Raw genomic sequence first — 17,977 nt, forward strand, 5'->3', positions numbered from 1 at the left:
GGCCCCGGTCGGGGGCGGTGAGGCGGCCGAGGAGCATCATGACGAGTTCGTCGATGACCTCGTCGAGGGTGGCGTCGACCCAGCCGGCGCTCCAGTCGTGCAGGAGGCCGTTGATGCTGCCGATGAAGGCGGTCGCGGCGATCCGGTAGTCGCGGTCGGGGATCTCGCCGCGCTCGGCGGCGGCGGCCGCCTCGGCGCAGAGGAACTCGACCCAGCGGGCGCGGCGGGTGAGGCGCTGGCGGTCCATCCGGGGGCTGACGCCGATGATCTCGACGAACGCGATGCGGATGCGGGCGCGGTCGCCGGTGACGGCGGCGGCGTAGGCGCGGAAGAGGCGGGCGGTGCGCTCGGCGAGGCCGAGGCCCTGGACGGACGGGAGTGCGGCGACGACCTCGCGCTCGGCGATGTCGTTGACCTCCAGGTGCAGTTCGGCGAGGAGGTCCTCCAGGGTGGTGAACTCCTCGTAGAACTGCCGGGTGGACAGGCCGGCGGCCTCGCTGAGCGCGGCGACGGTGGTGCCCCGGTAGCCGGGGCCGCGGCCGAACATCTCCAGGCCGGCGTCCAGGAAGCGGCGGCGGCGCTCGGCCCGCCGCTCGTCCGCGGACCTGCCCCCGTACCTGCCGGTCGGTCTCGCGCGCCTGCCCGCCACTGGTTCCTCCCCACGGCCCCGACGACATTTTCCAGCATCCGGGTCTTGTGTCGCACCTCACCCTGGATTACTGTCCAGTAGCCAAGTTCGAACACGGCCGTTTTCAAACTGGAGACCCACCCCGCACTGGAGGACGCGATGCCTTCCCGACGTCTCCGAAGACGAACCGCGCTGCTCGGCTGCGCCGCCCTGGCGGCGACCGCGATGTCCGGCGCACTGCCCGCGAACGCCCAGCCCGCCCGTCCAGCCGAGGCCGCCGGCCTGCGCGACGTGATGGCCGTCGGCAACGGGCAGGGCGGCACGGTCAGCTTCATCGACACCGCCGCCTACCGGAACCTCGGTTCCATCAACGTCGTCCCCGACCTGCAGGAACGCCTGGACTCGATGTCCATCGTGGACCGCGTCGGCTACGAGGCCGTCAACGCCGCGCAGGGCTACCGCAAGCTCGTCGACGACATGGCCGTCTCCCCGGACGGCCGGACCCTCTACATTTCGCGGGGCGCGCTGTCGGACGCCGTCGCGTTCGACATCGCCACCAAGAAGATGCTGTGGCGGCACAAGACCGAGGGCTTCAAGGCCGACCACGCCGCGCTGTCGGCGGACGGGCGGCAGTTCATCGTCTCGGCCACCACTGCGAGCAAGGCCGAGGTCATCGACACCGCGACCGGTGAGCTCGTGACGAGCTTCGCGACCGGCACCTACCCCCACGCCAACGACTACTCGCCCGACGGGACGATCCTCTACAACTCCAGCATCGGCATCACCTCGCTGCCGAAGCTGCTGAACGGGCTCAAGGGGTCGCGGGCGGTCACGGCGGTGGACGCGGCGACGTTCAAGCCGCTGCGCACCTACACCTTCGAGTACGGGATCCGCCCGGCGGTGTTCACCCGCGACAACAAGACGATGTACGCGCAGCTGTCCTACCTCAACGGGTTCATCGAGTACGACCTGGCGGCCGGGAAGACCACCCGGACGGTGACCATGCCGTTCAGCGACAAGGCCGCCAAGATGAAGCCGGACGACTACCCGCAGAACTCCGCGCACCACGGCATGGCGATGAACGCCGACGAGACCAAGCTCTGCGTCGCCGGGACGATCGACGACTACGTCTCCATCGTCTCCCGGCCCGGCCTGAGCACCGACGGCACCGTCACCTACGCGACCGACGCCCTGCCCTACTGGACGCAGACGAGCCCGAACGGCCGCGACTGCTTCGTCTCCCTCGCCGAGGACGACCAGATCTCGGTCATCGACTACCGGACCGCCAAGGAGGTCGCCCGGATCGACGTGGGCCGCTTCCCGCAGCGCGAGCGCGCCGCCAAGCTCACCCCGGAGGCCATCGCGTCCCTGGACCCGGCCAAGGGCTGACCGCCCGGCGCCGATCGGCTCTGCGAACCGGCCACCGCGAGGCCCGCCGCCACCCACATCCCGGCGGGCCGCGCGGTGGCCTTCTGTTTACCGTCCCATGGTTGGAACCACGACCTGCGGGAACGGCCATGCGGTGCCGACCGGAGGACTGCGCAAGCATCTGATGCCCTTCGCGGGGCGCCGCTACTGGGAGGAACGCGCCCGGCTCACCCTCAAGGCCGTCGTCGCGGCGGTCATCGCGTGGCTGATCGCCAAATATCCGGTCGGACACCAGCAGCCCTACTTCGCGGCGCTGGCCGCGCTGCTCGGCGTGTACCCGACCGTCGTCCGGTCCGTCCGGGAGAGCGTGACCTACGGGGCCGGGTTCGTCATCGGCGCGGGCATCGCGATCCCGGTCGGCCTGACGGTCGGCCCGACCGCGCTCGGGATCGCCATCGTCGTCGTCCTGACCATGATGGTGTCGGGGTGGCGGCGGCTCGGCGGCCAGTCGTCCCAGGTCGCCTTCACCGGACTGTTCGCGCTGCTGGTGGGCGGCCACCAGGTCGTCGGCTACACGCTGCCGCGGCTCGCCGACGTCGCGATCGGGCTGTCCGTCGGCCTGATCGTGAACGCGGTGCTGTTCCCGCCGCTGTACCTGCGGCGCGGCGAGTACGCCGTCCGGGAGGTGCGGGACGCGCTCGCCGACGCGCTGGACGCCCTGGCCGGCGAGGTCGCCGCGGCCGAGGACGGGCGGTCGCGCTGGGACGAGCGCGAGTCGCGGCTGGCCCGCGTGCAGGAGCAGGCCCGGTACGCGCTGGAGCAGGGGGAGGAGACGCTGCGCGCCAACCCGCGCGCGAAGCTGCGGGGGTATCCGCTGCGCTGGCAGGGCGCCCTCGACCGGTGGCCGGCGCCGCGCCAGATGAACACGATCGACTACGCGGCGGCGTACGTCCGGTCGATCGCCGGGACGCTGCGCCGGCTCGACGGTGACGGTGAGGAGGAGCGCGGGCCCGCGCTGACCCCGGAGTTCCGGCATGCCTACGCGGATCTGCTCCGCCGGTTCGGCGGCATCGTCGGCGACCTGCCGGACGCACCGGCCGAGGAGGCGTGCGCCGAGGCCGAGCGGATCCAGTGCGAGCTGGAGGAACCGCATCTCGGCGCCGGGACGGACGCGCCCGGCCTGTGGGACCCGCAGCAGGAGATCCTGCGCCTCAGCCGGCTGCTGCTGGACAGTGTCCGCGATCCCCGCCCCTGACTTGTCGGCAGAATTGTTGACAATTTGGGTGACAAGGTGGAGGGTACCGGCATGAGTGCATCTGCGGCTCCCAGTCCCCTGCTCGTCGTCAGCGCCCACGCGGGCGACTTCGTCTGGCGCGCCGGCGGCGCGATCGCGCTGGCCGCCTCGCGCGGCGACCGCGCCAAGGTGGTCTGCCTGAGCTACGGCGAGCGCGGCGAGTCCGCCCGCGCCTGGCGCGAGGGGAAGCAGCTGGAGGAGATCAAGAAGCTGCGGCGGGGCGAGGCCGAGGCCGCCGCGGCGGTGCTGGGCGCCGAGATCGAGTTCCTGGACGCCGGCGACTACCCCCTGGCCGAGTCGCCGGAGCTGGTCGACCGGCTCGTCCGGATCTACCGGGAGTTCGAGCCGGCCGTGGTGCTGACCCACACGCTCGCCGACCCCTACAACGGCGACCATCCGGCGGCGGCGCGGATGGCGCTGCAGGCCCGCGTGCTCGCGCAGGCGATCGGCTACGACGCCCCCGGCGAGCCGCTCGGCGCCCCGCCGGTGTTCTTCTTCGAGCCGCACCAGCCGGAGCAGTGCGAGTTCAAGCCCGACGTGCTGCTCGACATCACCTCCGTGTTCGACACGAAGCGCGCCGCGATGGAATGCCTGCCCGCGCAGGTCCACATGTGGGACTACTACACCGACCTCGCCAAGCGGCGCGGCGTGCAACTGAAGCGCAACGCGGGCCCGAACCTCGGGCTGCCGCACGACACGCGGGCCGAGGCGTTCGTCCGGCTGTACCCGCAGACCACCGGGGAGCTGTCATGAGGACGGTCGTCGTCACCGACCCGCCGCGCGCCGACGCCGCCGCGGTCGGCTCCCTCGCCGGGTACGGCGTCGCGACCGTCCACGAGGCCATGGGGCGGACCGGGTTCCTCGGCCCGTCGATCCGGCCGGTGCACCTCGGGTCGCGCATCGCCGGGACGGCGGTGACCGTCCTGTCCTGGCCGGGCGACAACCTGATGATCCACGTCGCGGTCGAGCAGTGCCGCCCCGGCGACGTCCTGGTGGTGACCACCACGTCGCCGTCCACCGACGGCATGTTCGGCGAGCTGTTCGCGACCGCGCTGCAGCGGCGGGGCGTGCGCGGGCTCGTCATCAACGCCGGCGTGCGGGACGTCGCGGAACTGCACGCGATGGGCTTCCCGGTGTGGTCGGCGGCCGTCAGCGCGCAGGGCACGGTGAAGGCCACGCCGGGCGCGGTGAACGTGCCGGTCACGATCGGCGGGCAGCTCATCGCGCCCGGGGACGTGATCCTCGCCGACGATGACGGTGTCGTGCGCGTCGAGCGGGAGTCGGCGGCCGAGGCGGTGCGGGCCGCGCGGGCCCGTGAGGAGAAGGAGGCCGCGACCCGCGCCGCCTTCCAGAAGGGCGAACTCGGCCTGGACCGGTACGGGCTGCGCGACCGGCTCCCCGGGATGGGCATCGAGTACGTCGACTACACGGAATACACCGGATCATGACCGGGGTGCGCTGCATGCTGATGCGCGGCGGGACGTCCAAGGGCGCGTACTTCCTCGCCGCCGACCTGCCCTCCGACCCGGCCGAACGCGACGACCTGCTGCTGCGGATCATGGGCACCCCCGACCCGCGGCAGATCGACGGGATCGGCGGTGCGCACCCGCTGACCAGCAAGGTCGCGGTCGTGTCGCCGTCCGCGGACGGCGCGGCCGACGTCGACTACCTGTTCCTGCAGCTCGGCGTGGAGGAGCCGACGGTCTCCGACCGGCAGAACTGCGGGAACATCCTCGCCGGCGTCGGCCCGTTCGCCGTCGAGCGCGGGCTCGTGCCCGCGGGCGGCGACCGGACGAGCGTCCGCATCCGGATGGTGAACTCCGGCGGCATCGCCACCGCCGCGTTCCCCACACCGGGCGGGACGGTCGGCTACGACGGCGACACCGCCGTCTCCGGCGTCCCGGGAACGGCGGCGCGGATCGATCTGGACTTCGCGGGGACGGAAGGATCCTCCTGCGGCGCGCTGCTTCCCACCGGCCGTCCCCGCGACCGGATCGACGGCATCGAGGTCACCTGCGTCGACAACGGCATGCCGGTCGTCGTCGCCGCCGCGTCCGACTTCGGCGTCACCGGCTACGAGACCGACCTGTCCCACCTGCGCGACCGGATCCAGTCGCTGCGGCTCGCGGCCGGGAAGCTGATGGGGCTCGGCGACGTCTCGGCCTCCTCCGTGCCGAAGACGACCCTCGTCGCACCGCCCCGCGCCGGCGGCATGATCTGCACCCGCACGTTCATCCCGCTGCGCATGCACACCTCGATCGGCGTCCTCGGCGCGGTCAGCGTCGCCACCGCGCTGCTGCTCGACGGCGCCGTGGGGCACGACCTCGCGGACGTCCCGCCGCCGGGCGCGCCCATGGGCATCGAGCACCCGGCCGGCCGCCTGGACGTGGTGGTCGAGCTGGACGGCACGTCCGTCCGGCGCTCCAGCATCGTCCGCACGGCCCGCGCACTCTTCGACGGCACCGTCTTCCCCCGGAGTTCCCGATGACCATCAAGCACGAGATCGCCCACGTCGCCCACGTCGAGCTGCTGACGCCCGAGCCGGAGAAGAGCCTGTGGTTCTTCACCCGGATCATGGGCCTCACCGAGGTCGGCACCGAGGGCGACTCGGTGTACCTGCGGACGTGGGACGACTACGAGCACCACACGCTCAAGCTCACCGCGCACAGCACGTCCGGCATCCGGCGCACCGGGCTGCGCACGTCCTCCCGGGAGGCCCTCGACCGGCGGGTCAAGGCGATCGAGGACGCCGGGCTCGGCATCGGCTGGCGGGACGGCGACCCCGGCCTCGGCCCGACCTACGTGTTCCGCGACCCCGACGGCCACGAGATGGAGATCTACTGGGAGTCGGAGTGGTTCGAGGCGCCGCCCGAGCTGGCGCCGTCGCTGAAGAACCAGGCGCAGGCGTACCCGGCGATGGGCGTGTGCGTGCGCCGCCTCGACCACGTCAACTTCCTGGCCGCCGAGGTCGTGCCGAGCACCGACTTCCTGCGGGACGTCCTCGGCGGGCACGCCACCGAGCAGATCCGGCTGGACGACGGCACGATCGGCGCGCGCTGGATGACGTTCACGAACAAGTCCTACGACCTCGTCTACACGCGGGACTGGACGGGCGCCAACGGCCGCCTCCACCACATCGCGTTCGCGACCGACACCCGCGAGGACATCCTCCGCGCCGCCGACATCTTCCTCGACCACGGCGTCTTCATCGAGACGGGCCCGCACAAGCACGCGATCCAGCAGACGTTCTTCCTCTACGTCTACGAGCCGGGCGGCAACCGCATCGAGCTGTGCAACCCGTGCGCACGGCTCGTCCTCGCGCCGGACTGGAAGACGATCACCTGGACGGAGGCGGAGCGCGCCAAGGGCCAGGCGTGGGGCCTGAAGACGATCGAGTCGTTCCACACCCATGGCACCCCGCCCGTCGGGTAGGCGGGGCCGGTCAGCCGGACAGGCGCCGCAGCAGGTCGCGGCTCGCGGCGGCCATCGCCGGCGGGACGTCCAGTTCCTCCAGCATGGTCGCCGCGGCCGCCATCTCGGCGGCGCGCCGGACGGCGTGCCGGTACGTGCCGCCGACGAGCCGGTCCACGGTGTGCTCGCCGGCCGCGACCAGCTCCTCGACGATGTTCGCGCGGAGCCAGTCCTCGCAGCCGGCGGCCCGCGCCGCTTCGAGGGCCTCGACGACCGACCCGGCGAGGCCCTTGAAGAACACGCTGCGCAGCAGCTTGCGCTCGGCGGCGAGGCCGGCGGCGCCGTCCAGCACCCGGACCTCGGCGCCGAGCGGGGCGAGGATCTCCGCGACCCGCGCGGCGCCGCCGCCGCTGACCAGCAGCGGCGTGCGCAGCCCGCGCCCCGGCACCGGTGCCATGATCGCCACATCGGCGAACCGGACGCCCTGCCCCGTCGCGATCGCGTCGAGCTCGCGCTTGAGGCCGGGCGAGCCGGTGTTCAGGTCGGCCCAGACGGCGCCGTCGCCGACGGCCCCGGCACCGGCCTTGAGCGCGGCGGCCGCGTCGTGCGCGCTGTTGACGCTCAGCACGAGGTCGGCGCCGGTCGCGGCCTCGGCCTCGCCGCCGCAGGCGACGAGGCCGTCCCCCGCCGGGACGGCCGGGTCGTAGCCGCGCACGACGGCGCCCGCCGCGGCGAGGCCGGCCGCGATGGCGCCGCCCGCCTCACCCAGTCCCAGCACCGCGATGACCGGCATGCCGTTCCCCTCCCTCGCTCGACCTCCCGCTCCGGCTACCCTAGATCAGCGACAAAAATGGCGACAATTCGGGAGTGCCGGTGAGCGACGTGGTGAGCGGGATCCGCGAGGCGATCCTGAGCGGCCGGTTCGTGCCGGACCAGCGGCTGATCGAGGCGGACCTGTCCGAGCAGTTCGCCGCCAGCCGCGCCAGCGTCCGCGCCGCCCTCGCCGAACTGGCCAACGAGGGCCTCATCGAGCGCGTGCAGAACCGCGGCGCCCGCGTCCGCGCGGTCTCCCTCGCCGAGGCCGTCGAGATCTCCGAGGTCCGGATGGTGGTCGAGGGCCTGTGCGCGGCCAAGGCCGCCGAGCGCGCCACCGCCGCCGACGCCGCCGAGCTGCGGGAGATCGGGGAGGCGATGCGCTCCGCCGTGGCGTCCGGCGACGTGCTCGGCTACTCCCGGCTGAACGAGCGCCTGCACCGCCGCGTCCGCGAGATCAGCGGGCAGCGGACGGCCTCGGACGTCCTCGAGCGGCTGCGCGCGCAGAACGTCCGCCACCAGTTCCGGCTGGCCATGCACCCGGGCCGCCCGCAGACGTCGCTGCCGCAGCACACCGACATCATCGACGCGATCGCGGCCGGCGACCCGGAGGCCGCCGAGCGCGCGGCCCGCGCCCACCTGCGCAGCGTCATCGAGGCCCTCCCGGACGTCGACCGGGGCCTCGCCCCCTGACACCGAAAACCCTTGGCGCTCGCACGGCCCCGGCGGTTACCGTCGCGCATGCCGCTATGGACGATCTTGTCCGGCGGCGGTCGTCATCGAGTGAGAAGGAGGATCCCGATGACCACCACTGCCCTTGCTCTCGCCAAGGTCCGCAACATCGGGATCATGGCGCACATCGACGCCGGCAAGACGACGACCGCCGAGCGGATCCTGTACTTCACCGGCGTCTCGCACCGGATCGGCGAGGTCCACGACGGCGCCGCCGCGCTCGACTACATGAAGCAGGAGCGCGACCGGGGCATCACGATCACGTCCGCCGCGACGACCTGCCACTGGGCCGTCGAGGGCGACGGCCACACGATCAACCTCATCGACACGCCGGGCCACGTCGACTTCACCATCGAGGTCGAGCGGTGCCTGCGCGTCCTCGACGGGGCCGTGGCCGTGTTCGACGGCGTCGCGGGCGTCGAGCCGCAGTCGGAGACGGTGTGGCGGCAGGCCGACCGGTACGGCGTGCCGCGCGTCTGCTTCGTCAACAAGCTCGACCGGGCCGGCGCCGACTACCACCGGTGCGCGGCGATGATCCGCGAGCGGCTCGGCGCCGTCGCGCTGGTCGTCCAGCTGCCGATCGGGTCCGAGGCCGGGTTCGCGGGCGTCGTCGACCTCGTCTCCATGCGGGCCCACGTCTGGCCGGACGGGCGCCACACGGTCGTCGACGTCCCGGCCGGTCTCGCCGAGGACGCCCGGCGGTGGCGGCGCACGCTGGTCGAGACGGTCGCCGAGCACGACGAGCAGGTCATGGCGCTGTACCTGGACGGCGCCGAGCCGTCCGAGGAGCAGCTCCACGCGGCGATCCGCCGGCTGACGGTCGCGTCGGCCGCGACGCCGGTGCTGTGCGGCAGCGCGTTCAAGAACAAGGGCGTCCAGCCCCTGTTGGACGCGGTCGTCCGGTACCTGCCGTCGCCCCTGGATGTCCAAGACGTTTCGGACGAGGCGCCGCTGTCGGCGCTCGCGTTCAAGGTCATGACCGGCCGGCACCTGGGCCGGTTCACGTTCGTCCGGATCTACTCCGGACGCCTGGTGTCGGGCGCCACGGTGCTCAACAGCGTCAAGGGCCGGAAGGAGCGGATCGGCAAGATCTACCGCGTCCACGCGGACAAGCGGGTGGAGATCGAGTCGGCGGGCGCGGGCGACATCGTCGCCGTCATGGGCCTGAAGCAGACGACCACCGGCGAGACGCTCTGCGACGCCGCGCACCCGGTCGTCCTGGAGTCCATGGACTTCCCGGCCCCGGTCATCGAGGTCGCGATCGAGCCGCGGTCGCGGGGCGACGTGGAGAAGCTGGGCGCGGCCGTCCACCGGCTGTCGGAGGAGGACCCGTCCTTCCAGGTCCGCGACGAGGACGGGCAGACCGTCATCGGTGGCATGGGGGAACTCCACCTGGAGGTCCTCGTCGACCGCCTGAAGGAGGAGTTCCATGTCGAGGCCAACGTGGGCCGTCCCCGCGTCGCCTACCGCGAGACCGTCCGGCGGGCGGTCGAGCGCGTCGACCTGACGCACCGGAAGCAGACCGGCGGCAAGGGCCAGTACGCGAAGGTGCAGCTCTCCCTCGAACCCATCGAGGACGGGTACGAATTCGTCAACCGGGTCACCGGCGGGCGCATCCCGAAGGAGTTCATCCCGTCGGTGGACGCGGGCTGCCAGGAGGCGCTCCGAACCGGCTTCCTCGCGGGGTACGAGATGACGGGCGTGCGGGTCGTCCTCACCGACGGCGACTTCCATCCGGTCGACTCGTCCGAGCTCGCCTTCAAGATCGCCGGTTCGCTGGCGGTCAAGGAGGCGGTCCGGCGCGCGTCCCCGGTGCTGCTCGAACCGGTGATGACCGTCGAGGTCACCACCCCTGAGGAGCACCTGGGCGCGGTCATCGGCGACCTCAACGGCCGCCGCGGCCGCGTCGAGGGCACGGGCGAGCGCTCCGGCGCGCGGGTGATCCGGGCACTCGTCCCGCTGGCGGAGATGTTCGGCTACGTCGGGGATCTGCGCGGCATGACGTCCGGCCGAGGCGTCTTCACCATGCAGTTCGCGACCCACGCCGAGGTCCCGCCCGCGACCGCCGCGAAGATCATCGGCAGCTGACGCCGGGAGTCGGGGCCGCACGGGAGCGTGCGGCCCCGGACCCGCCCCTCCGGACGGCGGAGCCGGCCCCCGCAACGGAGACGGAGGGGTGCCGCCGCTGAGCGTTGACGGCCGGTCCCGGCCCGAATTAGATTCGGTTCCCGATCGGTCGGCGACAGGGAGGCGGGCGGATGCGAGCTGCACGGCGGGCGTGGCGGCGGCTGGAACCGGTGCACGCGATGATCTACTTCGTGCCGGAGGCGCCCGAGCGGTACGCGGCCCTCGGGCTGGACCCGCAGACCGCCTACTTCGCCTCGCGCGCGGCGGCCTTCGGGCGCGCCTCCGCCGAGGTGGTCATCGCGACGTTCTACAACTTCAGCCCCGCCGTGGTCCGCAGCGCGCTTCCGGCGGCCTGGGAGAAGACGACCCCGGAGCGGGTGCTCGCCGCGCGGGAGGAGGCGGCCGGCGCCGCGCTCCGACGCGCGGGCATCGACCGGCTGCCGGACCTGGAGGAGACCGCCTCCCTCGCCCGCCGCGCCGCCGAGGCGGCCGCCGACCACGCGCAGGGCCGGCCGCTCTACGCGGCGCACGCGTCGCTGCCCTGGCCGGACGAGCCGGTCCTCCGGCTCTGGTGGGCGCAGACCCTCCTGCGCGAGTTCCGCGGCGACGGCCACATCGCCGTCCTCACCGCCGAGGGCGTCACCCCGGTCGAGGCGCTCGTCCTGCACGCCGCCACCGGCACGATGCCCAAGGCGTTCCTCACCGCGACCCGGGCCTGGCCCGCCGAGCAGTGGGACGCGACCGCGAAGCGCCTCCGCGCCCGCGGCCTGCTGGACGGCGAATCCCTCACCCCGGAGGGCGAGGCGTTCCGGCAGCGCATCGAGGACCGCACCGACGAACTGGCCCTGCCCGCCTACGCCGCCCTCGGCGAGGACGGCTGCGAGCGCCTCGCCGAACTCGCCCGCCCCTTCGGCAGGGCCGTAGCGGACGCCGGCCTCTTCACCCTCGCCTAACCCCCCGCTTCGTTGACCTGCGGCGTGTTGTTGTTATGAGCCGCTGGATAACAACAACACGCCGCAGGTCAACGATCCGGACTAGTCTCGGGGCGGACGGGACGCCGGTCCCGGGCGTCGGTGAGGAGAGTCCGCAGTGTTCGAGTCCGTGCTCGTGGCGAACCGCGGGGAGATCGCGGGCCGGATCCTGCGCACCGCCCGCGCGATGGGCCTCAAGGCCATCGCCGTGTACTCCGACGCCGACGCCGACCTGCCGTTCGTCGCCGAGGCGGACGAGGCCGTCCTCATCGGCCCCGCCGACCCGGGCCGCAGCTACCTCAACGTGCCCGCGATCCTGGAGGCGGCGCACCGCACCAACGCCGGCGCGATCCACCCCGGCGACGGCGTCCTCGCCGAGAACGCCTCGCTCGCCCGGCAGGCCGCCGAGCGCGACCTGGTCTGGGTCGGCCCGCCGCCGCTCGCCATCGCCCGCATGAACGACAAGATCAACTCCCGGAACCTCATGAAGGCGGCGGGCGTCCCGGTCGGGCACGGGGTGTGGGAGCCCGTCCCGGACGCCGGCACGGCCGCCGAGGAGGCCGGACGCATCGGCTACCCCGTCATGGTGAAGCCCGCCGCGGGCGACGGCGGCGTCGGCCTGGCCATCGCGCACGACGAGCCGTCGCTCCGCACCGCCTACGAGACCGCCCGCGCTGCCGCCGACCGCGTCTTCGGGCACGGCGAGGTGCTGCTGGAGCGGTACGTGCCGGGCGCCCTGCACATCGAGGTGCAGATCCTCGGCCTTGCGGACGGCACGGTCGTCGCGTTCGGCGAGCGCGACTGCTCCGTCCAGCGCCGCTACCAGAAGATCGTCGAGGAGACCCCGTCGCCGAACCTCGACCCCGCGCTCCGCGACCGGATGCTGGCCGCCGCCGTCCGCGCCGGGGAGACCGTCGGCTACCGCGGCATCGGCAGCGTCGAGTTCCTCGTCGACCCGGCCGCGCGGGAGTTCGCGTTCCTGGAGATGTGCACCCGGCTGCCGTCGGGGCACGTCGCCACCGAGATGACCACCGGAATCGACCTCGTCGAGCAGCAGTTCCGCGTCGCCGCCGGCGAGCCCGTCTCGTTCGCCGACCCGGCCCCGCGCGGCCACGCCATCGTGTTCCGCGTCCACGCCGAGGACCCGCGGGAGTTCCTGCCCGGCTCCGGCGAGATCAAGGTGTGGGAGGAGCCCGTCGGCGACGGCATCCGCATCGACGCGGGTTACGCCGAGGGCAGCACCGTCACCCCGACGTACCATCCGCTGCTCGCCAAGCTGGGCGTCCGCGGCGACGACCGCGCCCACGCGCTCGCCCGGGCCCGCGCCGCCGTCGACGCGTTCTGCATCGAGGGCCCGCCGACGAACCTGCCCTTCCTCCGCGAACTCATGGACCGCCCCGAGTTCGCGACCGGCGCCTACGACACCGGGCTCGTGGGCCGCATGCGTCCGGCGCGGTGACGGCCGTCCTAAAGTAGGGCCGTGTACTGCGACCGCTGCGGCGAGCCCGCCGCCGAGGGCGACCACGCCACGTGCCGCTCCGCCCGCGAGATGGAACCGCCCCGCTACTGCGCGCACTGCCGCCGCCGGATGATCGTCCAGGTGACCCCGCTCGGCTGGACGGCCCGGTGCGCCGAGCACGGCGCCCTTCAGAACGACAGCGCGTAGGTCAGCAGGTCCACACCCGGAGCGGGCGCCCAGTCGCGCTCCGGCGTCCGCACGAAGCCGAGCCGCTCGTACATCCGCTGCGCGGCGCCCATGTTGTGCTGCGTGGAGAGCCGCAGCCCGCGCAGCCCGGCCGCCCGCGCCCGCTCGACGCACGCCGTGACCATGGCGCGCCCGGCGCCCTTCCCGCGCGCCTTCTCCCGGACGGCGAGCATCCGGAACTCCGCCTCGTCGGGCCCGGCGAGCTCCGCGTAGGGGCTGCTGGGCGGGCAGTAGGCGACGGCCCCGGCGACCTCGCCCCCGACCTCGGCGACGAGCAGCTCGGCCCTGGCGGCCCGGTCACCGGCGTCCCACAGCGTCTTCACGTACGACGACTCGGGCGACACGAGCCCGCCGTGCACGTAGACCTCCACGGTCAGCTCACCGACGAGGTCGTACTCCTCGGGCCGTGCCACCCGCACGACCACGTCCTCGGACACCGCTGGTCCGGCCTCCATGCGCATCGCCTGCTTCTCCGCGTCTCGGCACGGCCGGCGGGCCGTGCCGAACCAGGGTATTGGCACGCATCGCGGTCGAAAACGCCGCACTCTTGACGATGCCGCGCACCGGCCTGTTGATTGGCGTGGAGCCAATAACCCCTGGGAGGGCTGATGCCGGTTCCCCGCTCCATCCTCCGCGCGCAGGACACCACCGACATGGACCTGGAGGTCGTCGCCGGCGCCTGGCCGGACGACGTGCGCGGCCACTACGTCGTCAGCACCTCCGACCAGCGGACCCGCCCCCGGCACGCGTTCTTCGGCGACGGGATCATCGCGCGGATGCCGCTCCGGCCCGGCCCGGACGGGCGCTTCCCCTGGCGCGCCCGCGTCATCGGCACCCCGTCCGTCCGGCTGCGCGGCAGGCGGCCCGACCTGTTCACCGCCGGCCCGGTCGGCACCGACTCGCCGTGGGGGTTCGTCAACGCCGCCAACACCGCGCCGCTCCCGTGGGGCGACCGGCTCTTCGCCACCTGGGACGCCGGCCGCCCCGTCGAGGTCGACCCGGTCACGCTGGACTTCGTCGCCGAGGTCGGGCACCGCGACGACTGGAAGCCCGCCATGGACCACGCCGTCCTGCCGCTGATCTCCACCACCGCGCACCCGGTCGTCGACCCCGAGCGCGGCTGCCTGTGGAGCGTCAGCCGCGACGTGCTGACCGGCGCCGTCTCGGTGATCCGCTACGACGGGACCGGCACCCGCGTCCACCGCTGGGACGTCGAGGGCGCGGCGCTGCCGCAGGCCGCCCACACCATCACCCAGACCCGCGACTGGCTCGTCCTCGCCGACACCGCCTACAAGCTCGAAGTCGAGGAGGTCTTCGGCGGGGACCGCACCGCCCCCAACAACCCGGACGGCCCCGTCCTGCTGATCCGCAAGGACGACCTGCTCCCCGGGCGGGGCTCCGTCCCCTGCACGGAGTTCCATCTGGCCCCCGAGGTCAACCACTTCTACGCCCGCTACGACGACTCCGACGGTATCGAGGTCGTCATGGAGCACGGCGAGGGCGTGGACATCGGGATGTACCTCCGCGAGGACGACGTCGACCTCCACGGCCGTCCGGTCGACCCGGCCCTGCGCGGCATGTACTGCCACGGCATGGCGCCCGCGCTCACGACCGTTCTGCGGTTCGACCCGGAGACCGGCCGGATCACCGAGCGCGCCCGCGCCCGCGACCCGGAGCGCTGGTGGCAGGCCGAACTGTCCGCGATCGACTGGAGCATCGAGGGGCAGACCGCCCCGACCCGGCACCACCTCGTCTACCTGGGCTTCCATCCGGAGGCGATCAACCGCCGCGCCCTGCGCAACTACGCGGGCCGGGTGGACCCGTCGCTGTTCCCGGCGGAGGAGACCCCGGCCGTCCTGGTGAGCCACGACCGCGCGGACCTCAAGGCCCTGGCGGAGTGGACGTTCGCGCTGGACGACTACCCGACCTCGCCGTCCTTCGTCCCGCGCGGACGGGGCGGCAGCCGCTACGCGGGCGCGGAGCCCGGCGGCCACGACGGCTACCTGGTCGTGGCCGTCCACAACGACGACCGCTTCCGCGTCGAGCTCTTCGACGCCGCCGACGTCGGGCGCGGCCCCGTCGCCGTGCTGGCCCCGCCGAACGGCACCACGGTCCCGTTCCTGATCCACTCGGCGTGGATGCCCGAGGCCGTCCCGCCGCCGGACGTCGAACGGCTCCGCTTCGCCGACGACCTGGACGCCCGGCTGGAGGAACTGGACCCCGACCTCGCCGCGGCGGCCCGCGAGGTCGCCGCCGAGCTGGACGCCCGCTAACCCAGGTCCCGGCAGGACGACTCGCCGGGGAGCAGCGGCCGGAGGCGGACGGAGTAGGTCTTCCCGTCACTGCGCCAGAGGGTGCCCGGCTCCGTTTCGGGCACCTTCCCCGACGGCGCCAGAGTGCAGACGGCCCCGGCCACCCGCACTCCGTCGCCGAGCGGTTCCAGCGGCCACTCCTCGGCCGCGCCGCTCCCCGCCATCTCGCCCGCGAGGACCGCCGTCTTCTCCGGCGCGTACGGCTCCGGCTTCGCGGACTGGTCGGACGCGGGCCACCCGGCCGGGTCGAGCCTCTTCAGGAAGCGGCCCTCCGGGCCGGTCTGCGACTCCGGCTGGATAATGCGGGTCGTGGCACCGCCCATCGTGACCACCGCGATGATCGCGTCGGCGATCCGGTCGGAGCCGACCGTGTGCGAGCGGCCGAGGCCCGCCGCGCGCGCCTCGTCCAGGAGCCGCCGCAGCGCCTCCGGTCTCAGGCGGTACTCGGTCGGCCCGCTCTTGGACGCGGCCACCGCGCGGCCCGTGGAGTAGAGGGAGAACTCGGGGACGGAGCCGGGGCCGCCGAGGCCGGCGATGCCTCCGGTCTGGCGCCGGCGCAGCACGCGGTGCTCGCCGGCGGGGGTGTCCTTGGCGGGGGACGAGGTCGTGGACGTGGCGGGTGCGGGGGGCGGCACGGGCCCGGCTTCTCCGGAGCCGTCGCCGCAGGCGGCCGCCGCGCAGGCGGTCAGCGCCGCGCAGGCGAGAGCCGGCACCCAGCGGGAACGTGTGTACGGACCGGCCATGGACCTTGGACGCCCCGCCCCGGCCGCCCGGTTCCGCCCGTGACAAAAATGCCCGCCGAAGACTGTGGGATCCGGCGGGCGCCCCCGCCGCGGGCCCGCGCTAGTGTGCGGCCTTGTGAGCGTGCTCGTGATCACCGGGACCTGTACGGGCGTGGGCAAGACGGTCGTCACCGCGGCGCTGGCCACGGTCGCCGCCGCCCGCGGGTCGTCGGTCGCCGTCGTCAAGCCCGGCCAGACCGGGGTGCGCGAGGGCGAGCCCGGCGACCTCGACGAGGTGCGCCGCCTCGCCGGGATCGGCGGCGGGCACGAGTTCGCCCGCTTCCCCGACCCGCTGTCCCCGGCCGCCGCCGCCCGCCGCGCCGGGCTCCCGCCCGTCCGGCTCTCGGAGGCGGCCGAACGCGTCCGGGAGCTGGCGGACGGCCACGACCTCGTGCTCGTCGAGGGCGCGGGCGGCCTCCTCGTCCGCTACGACGACGAGGGCTCCACGATCGCCGACCTCGCGCGCCGGCTCGGCGCCGCCGCCGTCGTCGTGACCCGCCCCGACCTCGGCACGCTCAACCACACGGCGCTCACCCTGGAGGCGATGGCGCACCGGGGCGTGCAGCTCGCCGGGGTGGTGATCGGCGCATGGCCGGACGACCCGGACCTCGCGATGCGCAGCAACATCCGCGACCTGGAAACCATCGCGGCGCGCCCGCTGTCGGGCGCGCTGCCCGCCGGCGCGGCCGCCCTGGACCCGGCGGAGTTCCTGGCGGCCGCGCACCGCGGCCTGGCCCCCTCGTTCGGCGGCGGCTTCGACGCCGCCGCCTTCCGCGACAGCCACCGCCCCGACAAGGAGAACACGTGACGGACATCCTCGAAACCGCCCGCCGCCAGGTCCTGGACGAGGGGAGGGGCCTGTCCGAGCGGCAGGTGCTGGACGTCCTCACCCTGCCCGACGACCGGCTGGAGGACCTGCTCGCACTCGCCCACGAGGTCCGGATGCGCTGGTGCGGCCCCGAGGTCGAGGTCGAGGGGATCGTCTCGCTGAAGACCGGCGGCTGCCCCGAGGACTGCCACTTCTGCTCCCAGTCCGGCAAGTTCGAGTCGCCGGTCCGCTCGGTGTGGCTGAACATCCCCGAACTCGTCGAGGCCGCCCGGGAGACCGCGAAGACCGGCGCCACCGAGTTCTGCATCGTCGCCGCCGTCCGCGGCCCGGACGAGCGCCTCATGTCGCAGGTCCGCGAGGGCGTCAGGGCCATCAACGACGCCGTCGAGATCAACATCGCCTGCTCGCTCGGCATGCTCACCCAGGAGCAGGTGGACGAGCTCGCCGCGATGGGCGTCCACCGCTACAACCACAACCTGGAGACGGCCCGCTCCCACTTCCCGAACGTGGTCACCACCCACTCGTGGGAGGAGCGGTGGGACACCCTCCGCATGGTGAAGGACGCCGGCATGGAGGTGTGCTGCGGCGGCATCGTCGGCATGGGCGAGACCATCGGGCAGCGCGCGGAGTTCGCCGTGCAACTGGCCGACCTCGACCCCGACGAGGTCCCGCTGAACTTCCTGGCGCCCCGCCCCGGCACCCCGTTCTCCGACCTCCCGCTGGTCGAGGGCCCCGAGGCCCTGAAGACGATCGCCGCGTTCCGCCTGGCCCTGCCCCGCACCATCCTCCGCTACGCCGGCGGCCGCGAACTGACCCTCGGCGACCTCGGCACCCGCGAGGGCATGCTCGGCGGCATCAACGCCATCATCGTCGGCAACTACCTGACCACCCTCGGCCGCCCGGCTCAAAAGGACCTGGACCTGCTCACCGACCTCCAGATGCCCATCAAGGCCCTCTCCCAGACCCTCTAAGTCAGGAAGTCACGCCTCCCGGAGTGCTGGAGCC

Annotated in this window: 18 protein-coding genes; 14 read left to right on the forward strand and 4 right to left on the reverse strand. The window is 73.5% G+C overall.

Going from position 1 to position 17,977, the window contains the following annotated elements; translation table 11 throughout:
• On the reverse strand, positions 1–649 hold a 649-nt coding region (locus E1284_RS17620; RefSeq protein WP_131940215.1), incomplete at its 3' end, for a TetR/AcrR family transcriptional regulator.
• Between the two features lie 138 nt (positions 650–787).
• On the opposite strand from E1284_RS17620, the gene E1284_RS17625 reads away from it, so the two are divergent.
• The 6 genes from E1284_RS17625 to E1284_RS17650 all read left to right on the forward strand — a co-directional run bounded on the left by E1284_RS17625 (position 788) and on the right by E1284_RS17650 (position 6,722).
• Positions 788–2,017, forward strand: coding sequence for a YncE family protein (locus E1284_RS17625; protein ID WP_131940217.1), 1,230 nt, complete (start codon positions 788–790; stop codon positions 2,015–2,017).
• A gap of 133 nt (positions 2,018–2,150) precedes the next feature.
• The gene (locus tag E1284_RS17630; RefSeq protein WP_165965315.1) at positions 2,151–3,251 is read left to right on the forward strand and encodes an FUSC family protein; all 1,101 of its coding nucleotides are present in this window, start codon (positions 2,151–2,153) and stop codon (positions 3,249–3,251) included.
• A gap of 51 nt (positions 3,252–3,302) precedes the next feature.
• The gene (locus tag E1284_RS17635; protein WP_131940219.1) at positions 3,303–4,043 is read left to right on the forward strand and encodes a PIG-L deacetylase family protein; all 741 of its coding nucleotides are present in this window, start codon (positions 3,303–3,305) and stop codon (positions 4,041–4,043) included.
• Entirely contained in the window at positions 4,040–4,738 is a 699-nt protein-coding gene (locus E1284_RS17640; RefSeq protein WP_131940220.1) for a 4-carboxy-4-hydroxy-2-oxoadipate aldolase/oxaloacetate decarboxylase, read from the forward strand. The genes E1284_RS17635 and E1284_RS17640 overlap by 4 nt, the downstream gene beginning before the upstream one ends.
• Positions 4,735–5,778 carry a 4-oxalomesaconate tautomerase gene (locus tag E1284_RS17645; protein ID WP_131940221.1) on the forward strand — a complete coding sequence of 348 codons (1,044 nt, stop codon included), beginning with the start codon at positions 4,735–4,737 and terminating at the stop codon, positions 5,776–5,778. The genes E1284_RS17640 and E1284_RS17645 overlap by 4 nt, the downstream gene beginning before the upstream one ends.
• Positions 5,775–6,722: a catechol 2,3-dioxygenase gene (locus E1284_RS17650; protein ID WP_131940222.1), complete on the forward strand. Its 948-nt coding sequence runs from the start codon at positions 5,775–5,777 to the stop codon at positions 6,720–6,722. The genes E1284_RS17645 and E1284_RS17650 overlap by 4 nt, the downstream gene beginning before the upstream one ends.
• A 10-nt stretch (positions 6,723–6,732) precedes the next feature.
• Here the strand turns inward: E1284_RS17650 and E1284_RS17655 are convergent, their stop codons facing one another.
• Positions 6,733–7,494, reverse strand: a complete 762-nt coding sequence (locus tag E1284_RS17655; RefSeq protein WP_131940223.1) for a DUF1932 domain-containing protein — start codon at positions 7,492–7,494, stop codon at positions 6,733–6,735.
• 80 nt (positions 7,495–7,574) lie between these two features.
• Here E1284_RS17655 and E1284_RS17660 point away from each other — a divergent pair, with 80 nt between their 5' ends.
• The 5 genes from E1284_RS17660 (at position 7,575) to bsaP (ending at position 13,010) form a co-directional block, all read left to right on the forward strand.
• Positions 7,575–8,207 (forward strand): GntR family transcriptional regulator, encoded by a 633-nt coding sequence (locus E1284_RS17660; protein ID WP_243714550.1) that lies wholly within the window; start codon positions 7,575–7,577, stop codon positions 8,205–8,207.
• 108 nt (positions 8,208–8,315) lie between these two features.
• Positions 8,316–10,334 carry an elongation factor G gene (gene fusA, locus E1284_RS17665; RefSeq protein ID WP_131940224.1) on the forward strand — a complete coding sequence of 673 codons (2,019 nt, stop codon included), beginning with the start codon at positions 8,316–8,318 and terminating at the stop codon, positions 10,332–10,334.
• Positions 10,335–10,504: 170 nt separating this feature from the next.
• Positions 10,505–11,326: an SCO6745 family protein gene (locus E1284_RS17670; RefSeq protein ID WP_131940225.1), complete on the forward strand. Its 822-nt coding sequence runs from the start codon at positions 10,505–10,507 to the stop codon at positions 11,324–11,326.
• Between the two features lie 136 nt (positions 11,327–11,462).
• Positions 11,463–12,803, forward strand: coding sequence for an acetyl-CoA carboxylase biotin carboxylase subunit (locus E1284_RS17675; RefSeq protein WP_131940226.1), 1,341 nt, complete (start codon positions 11,463–11,465; stop codon positions 12,801–12,803).
• Positions 12,804–12,824: 21 nt separating this feature from the next.
• Entirely contained in the window at positions 12,825–13,010 is a 186-nt protein-coding gene (bsaP, locus tag E1284_RS17680) for a biotin synthase auxiliary protein BsaP (protein WP_131940227.1), read from the forward strand.
• Here bsaP and E1284_RS17685 read toward each other — a convergent pair.
• Positions 12,992–13,504, reverse strand: coding sequence for a GNAT family N-acetyltransferase (locus E1284_RS17685; RefSeq protein WP_243714551.1), 513 nt, complete (start codon positions 13,502–13,504; stop codon positions 12,992–12,994). The two genes, bsaP and E1284_RS17685, sit on opposite strands and share 19 nt — an antisense overlap.
• 153 nt (positions 13,505–13,657) lie before the next feature.
• Between E1284_RS17685 and E1284_RS17690 the strand changes: the two genes are divergently transcribed.
• On the forward strand, positions 13,658–15,322 hold the full coding sequence (locus E1284_RS17690) for a carotenoid oxygenase family protein (RefSeq protein WP_131940231.1): 1,665 nt from the start codon (positions 13,658–13,660) through the stop codon (positions 15,320–15,322).
• Here the strand turns inward: E1284_RS17690 and E1284_RS17695 are convergent.
• Positions 15,319–16,074 (reverse strand): hypothetical protein, encoded by a 756-nt coding sequence (locus tag E1284_RS17695; RefSeq protein ID WP_131940233.1) that lies wholly within the window; start codon positions 16,072–16,074, stop codon positions 15,319–15,321. The genes E1284_RS17690 and E1284_RS17695 overlap by 4 nt on opposite strands.
• A gap of 145 nt (positions 16,075–16,219) precedes the next feature.
• On the opposite strand from E1284_RS17695, the gene bioD reads away from it, so the two are divergent.
• Positions 16,220–16,951, forward strand: a complete 732-nt coding sequence (gene bioD, locus E1284_RS17700; protein WP_165965316.1) for a dethiobiotin synthase — start codon at positions 16,220–16,222, stop codon at positions 16,949–16,951.
• Positions 16,948–17,943, forward strand: coding sequence for a biotin synthase BioB (bioB, locus tag E1284_RS17705; protein ID WP_131940235.1), 996 nt, complete (start codon positions 16,948–16,950; stop codon positions 17,941–17,943). The genes bioD and bioB overlap by 4 nt, the downstream gene beginning before the upstream one ends.
• The last annotated feature ends 34 nt before the right edge of the window (positions 17,944–17,977 follow it).

Source organism: Actinomadura bangladeshensis (assembly GCF_004348335.1).
GTDB classification, from domain to species: Bacteria; Actinomycetota; Actinomycetes; order Streptosporangiales; family Streptosporangiaceae; genus Spirillospora; species Spirillospora bangladeshensis.

Excerpts from the sequence above, each read along its gene's own strand:
- E1284_RS17625 (WP_131940217.1), top strand. The coding sequence starts at position 788 with ATGCCTTCCCGACGTCTCCGAAGACGAACCGCGCTGCTCGGCTGCGCC.
- E1284_RS17635 (WP_131940219.1), top strand. The coding sequence starts at position 3,303 with ATGAGTGCATCTGCGGCTCCCAGTCCCCTGCTCGTCGTCAGCGCCCAC.
- E1284_RS17640 (WP_131940220.1), top strand. The coding sequence starts at position 4,040 with ATGAGGACGGTCGTCGTCACCGACCCGCCGCGCGCCGACGCCGCCGCG.
- E1284_RS17645 (WP_131940221.1), top strand. The coding sequence starts at position 4,735 with ATGACCGGGGTGCGCTGCATGCTGATGCGCGGCGGGACGTCCAAGGGC.
- E1284_RS17650 (WP_131940222.1), top strand. The coding sequence starts at position 5,775 with ATGACCATCAAGCACGAGATCGCCCACGTCGCCCACGTCGAGCTGCTG.
- E1284_RS17655 (WP_131940223.1), bottom strand. The coding sequence starts at position 7,494 with ATGCCGGTCATCGCGGTGCTGGGACTGGGTGAGGCGGGCGGCGCCATC.
- fusA (WP_131940224.1), top strand. The coding sequence starts at position 8,316 with ATGACCACCACTGCCCTTGCTCTCGCCAAGGTCCGCAACATCGGGATC.
- E1284_RS17670 (WP_131940225.1), top strand. The coding sequence starts at position 10,505 with ATGCGAGCTGCACGGCGGGCGTGGCGGCGGCTGGAACCGGTGCACGCG.
- E1284_RS17685 (WP_243714551.1), bottom strand. The coding sequence starts at position 13,504 with ATGGAGGCCGGACCAGCGGTGTCCGAGGACGTGGTCGTGCGGGTGGCA.
- E1284_RS17690 (WP_131940231.1), top strand. The coding sequence starts at position 13,658 with ATGCCGGTTCCCCGCTCCATCCTCCGCGCGCAGGACACCACCGACATG.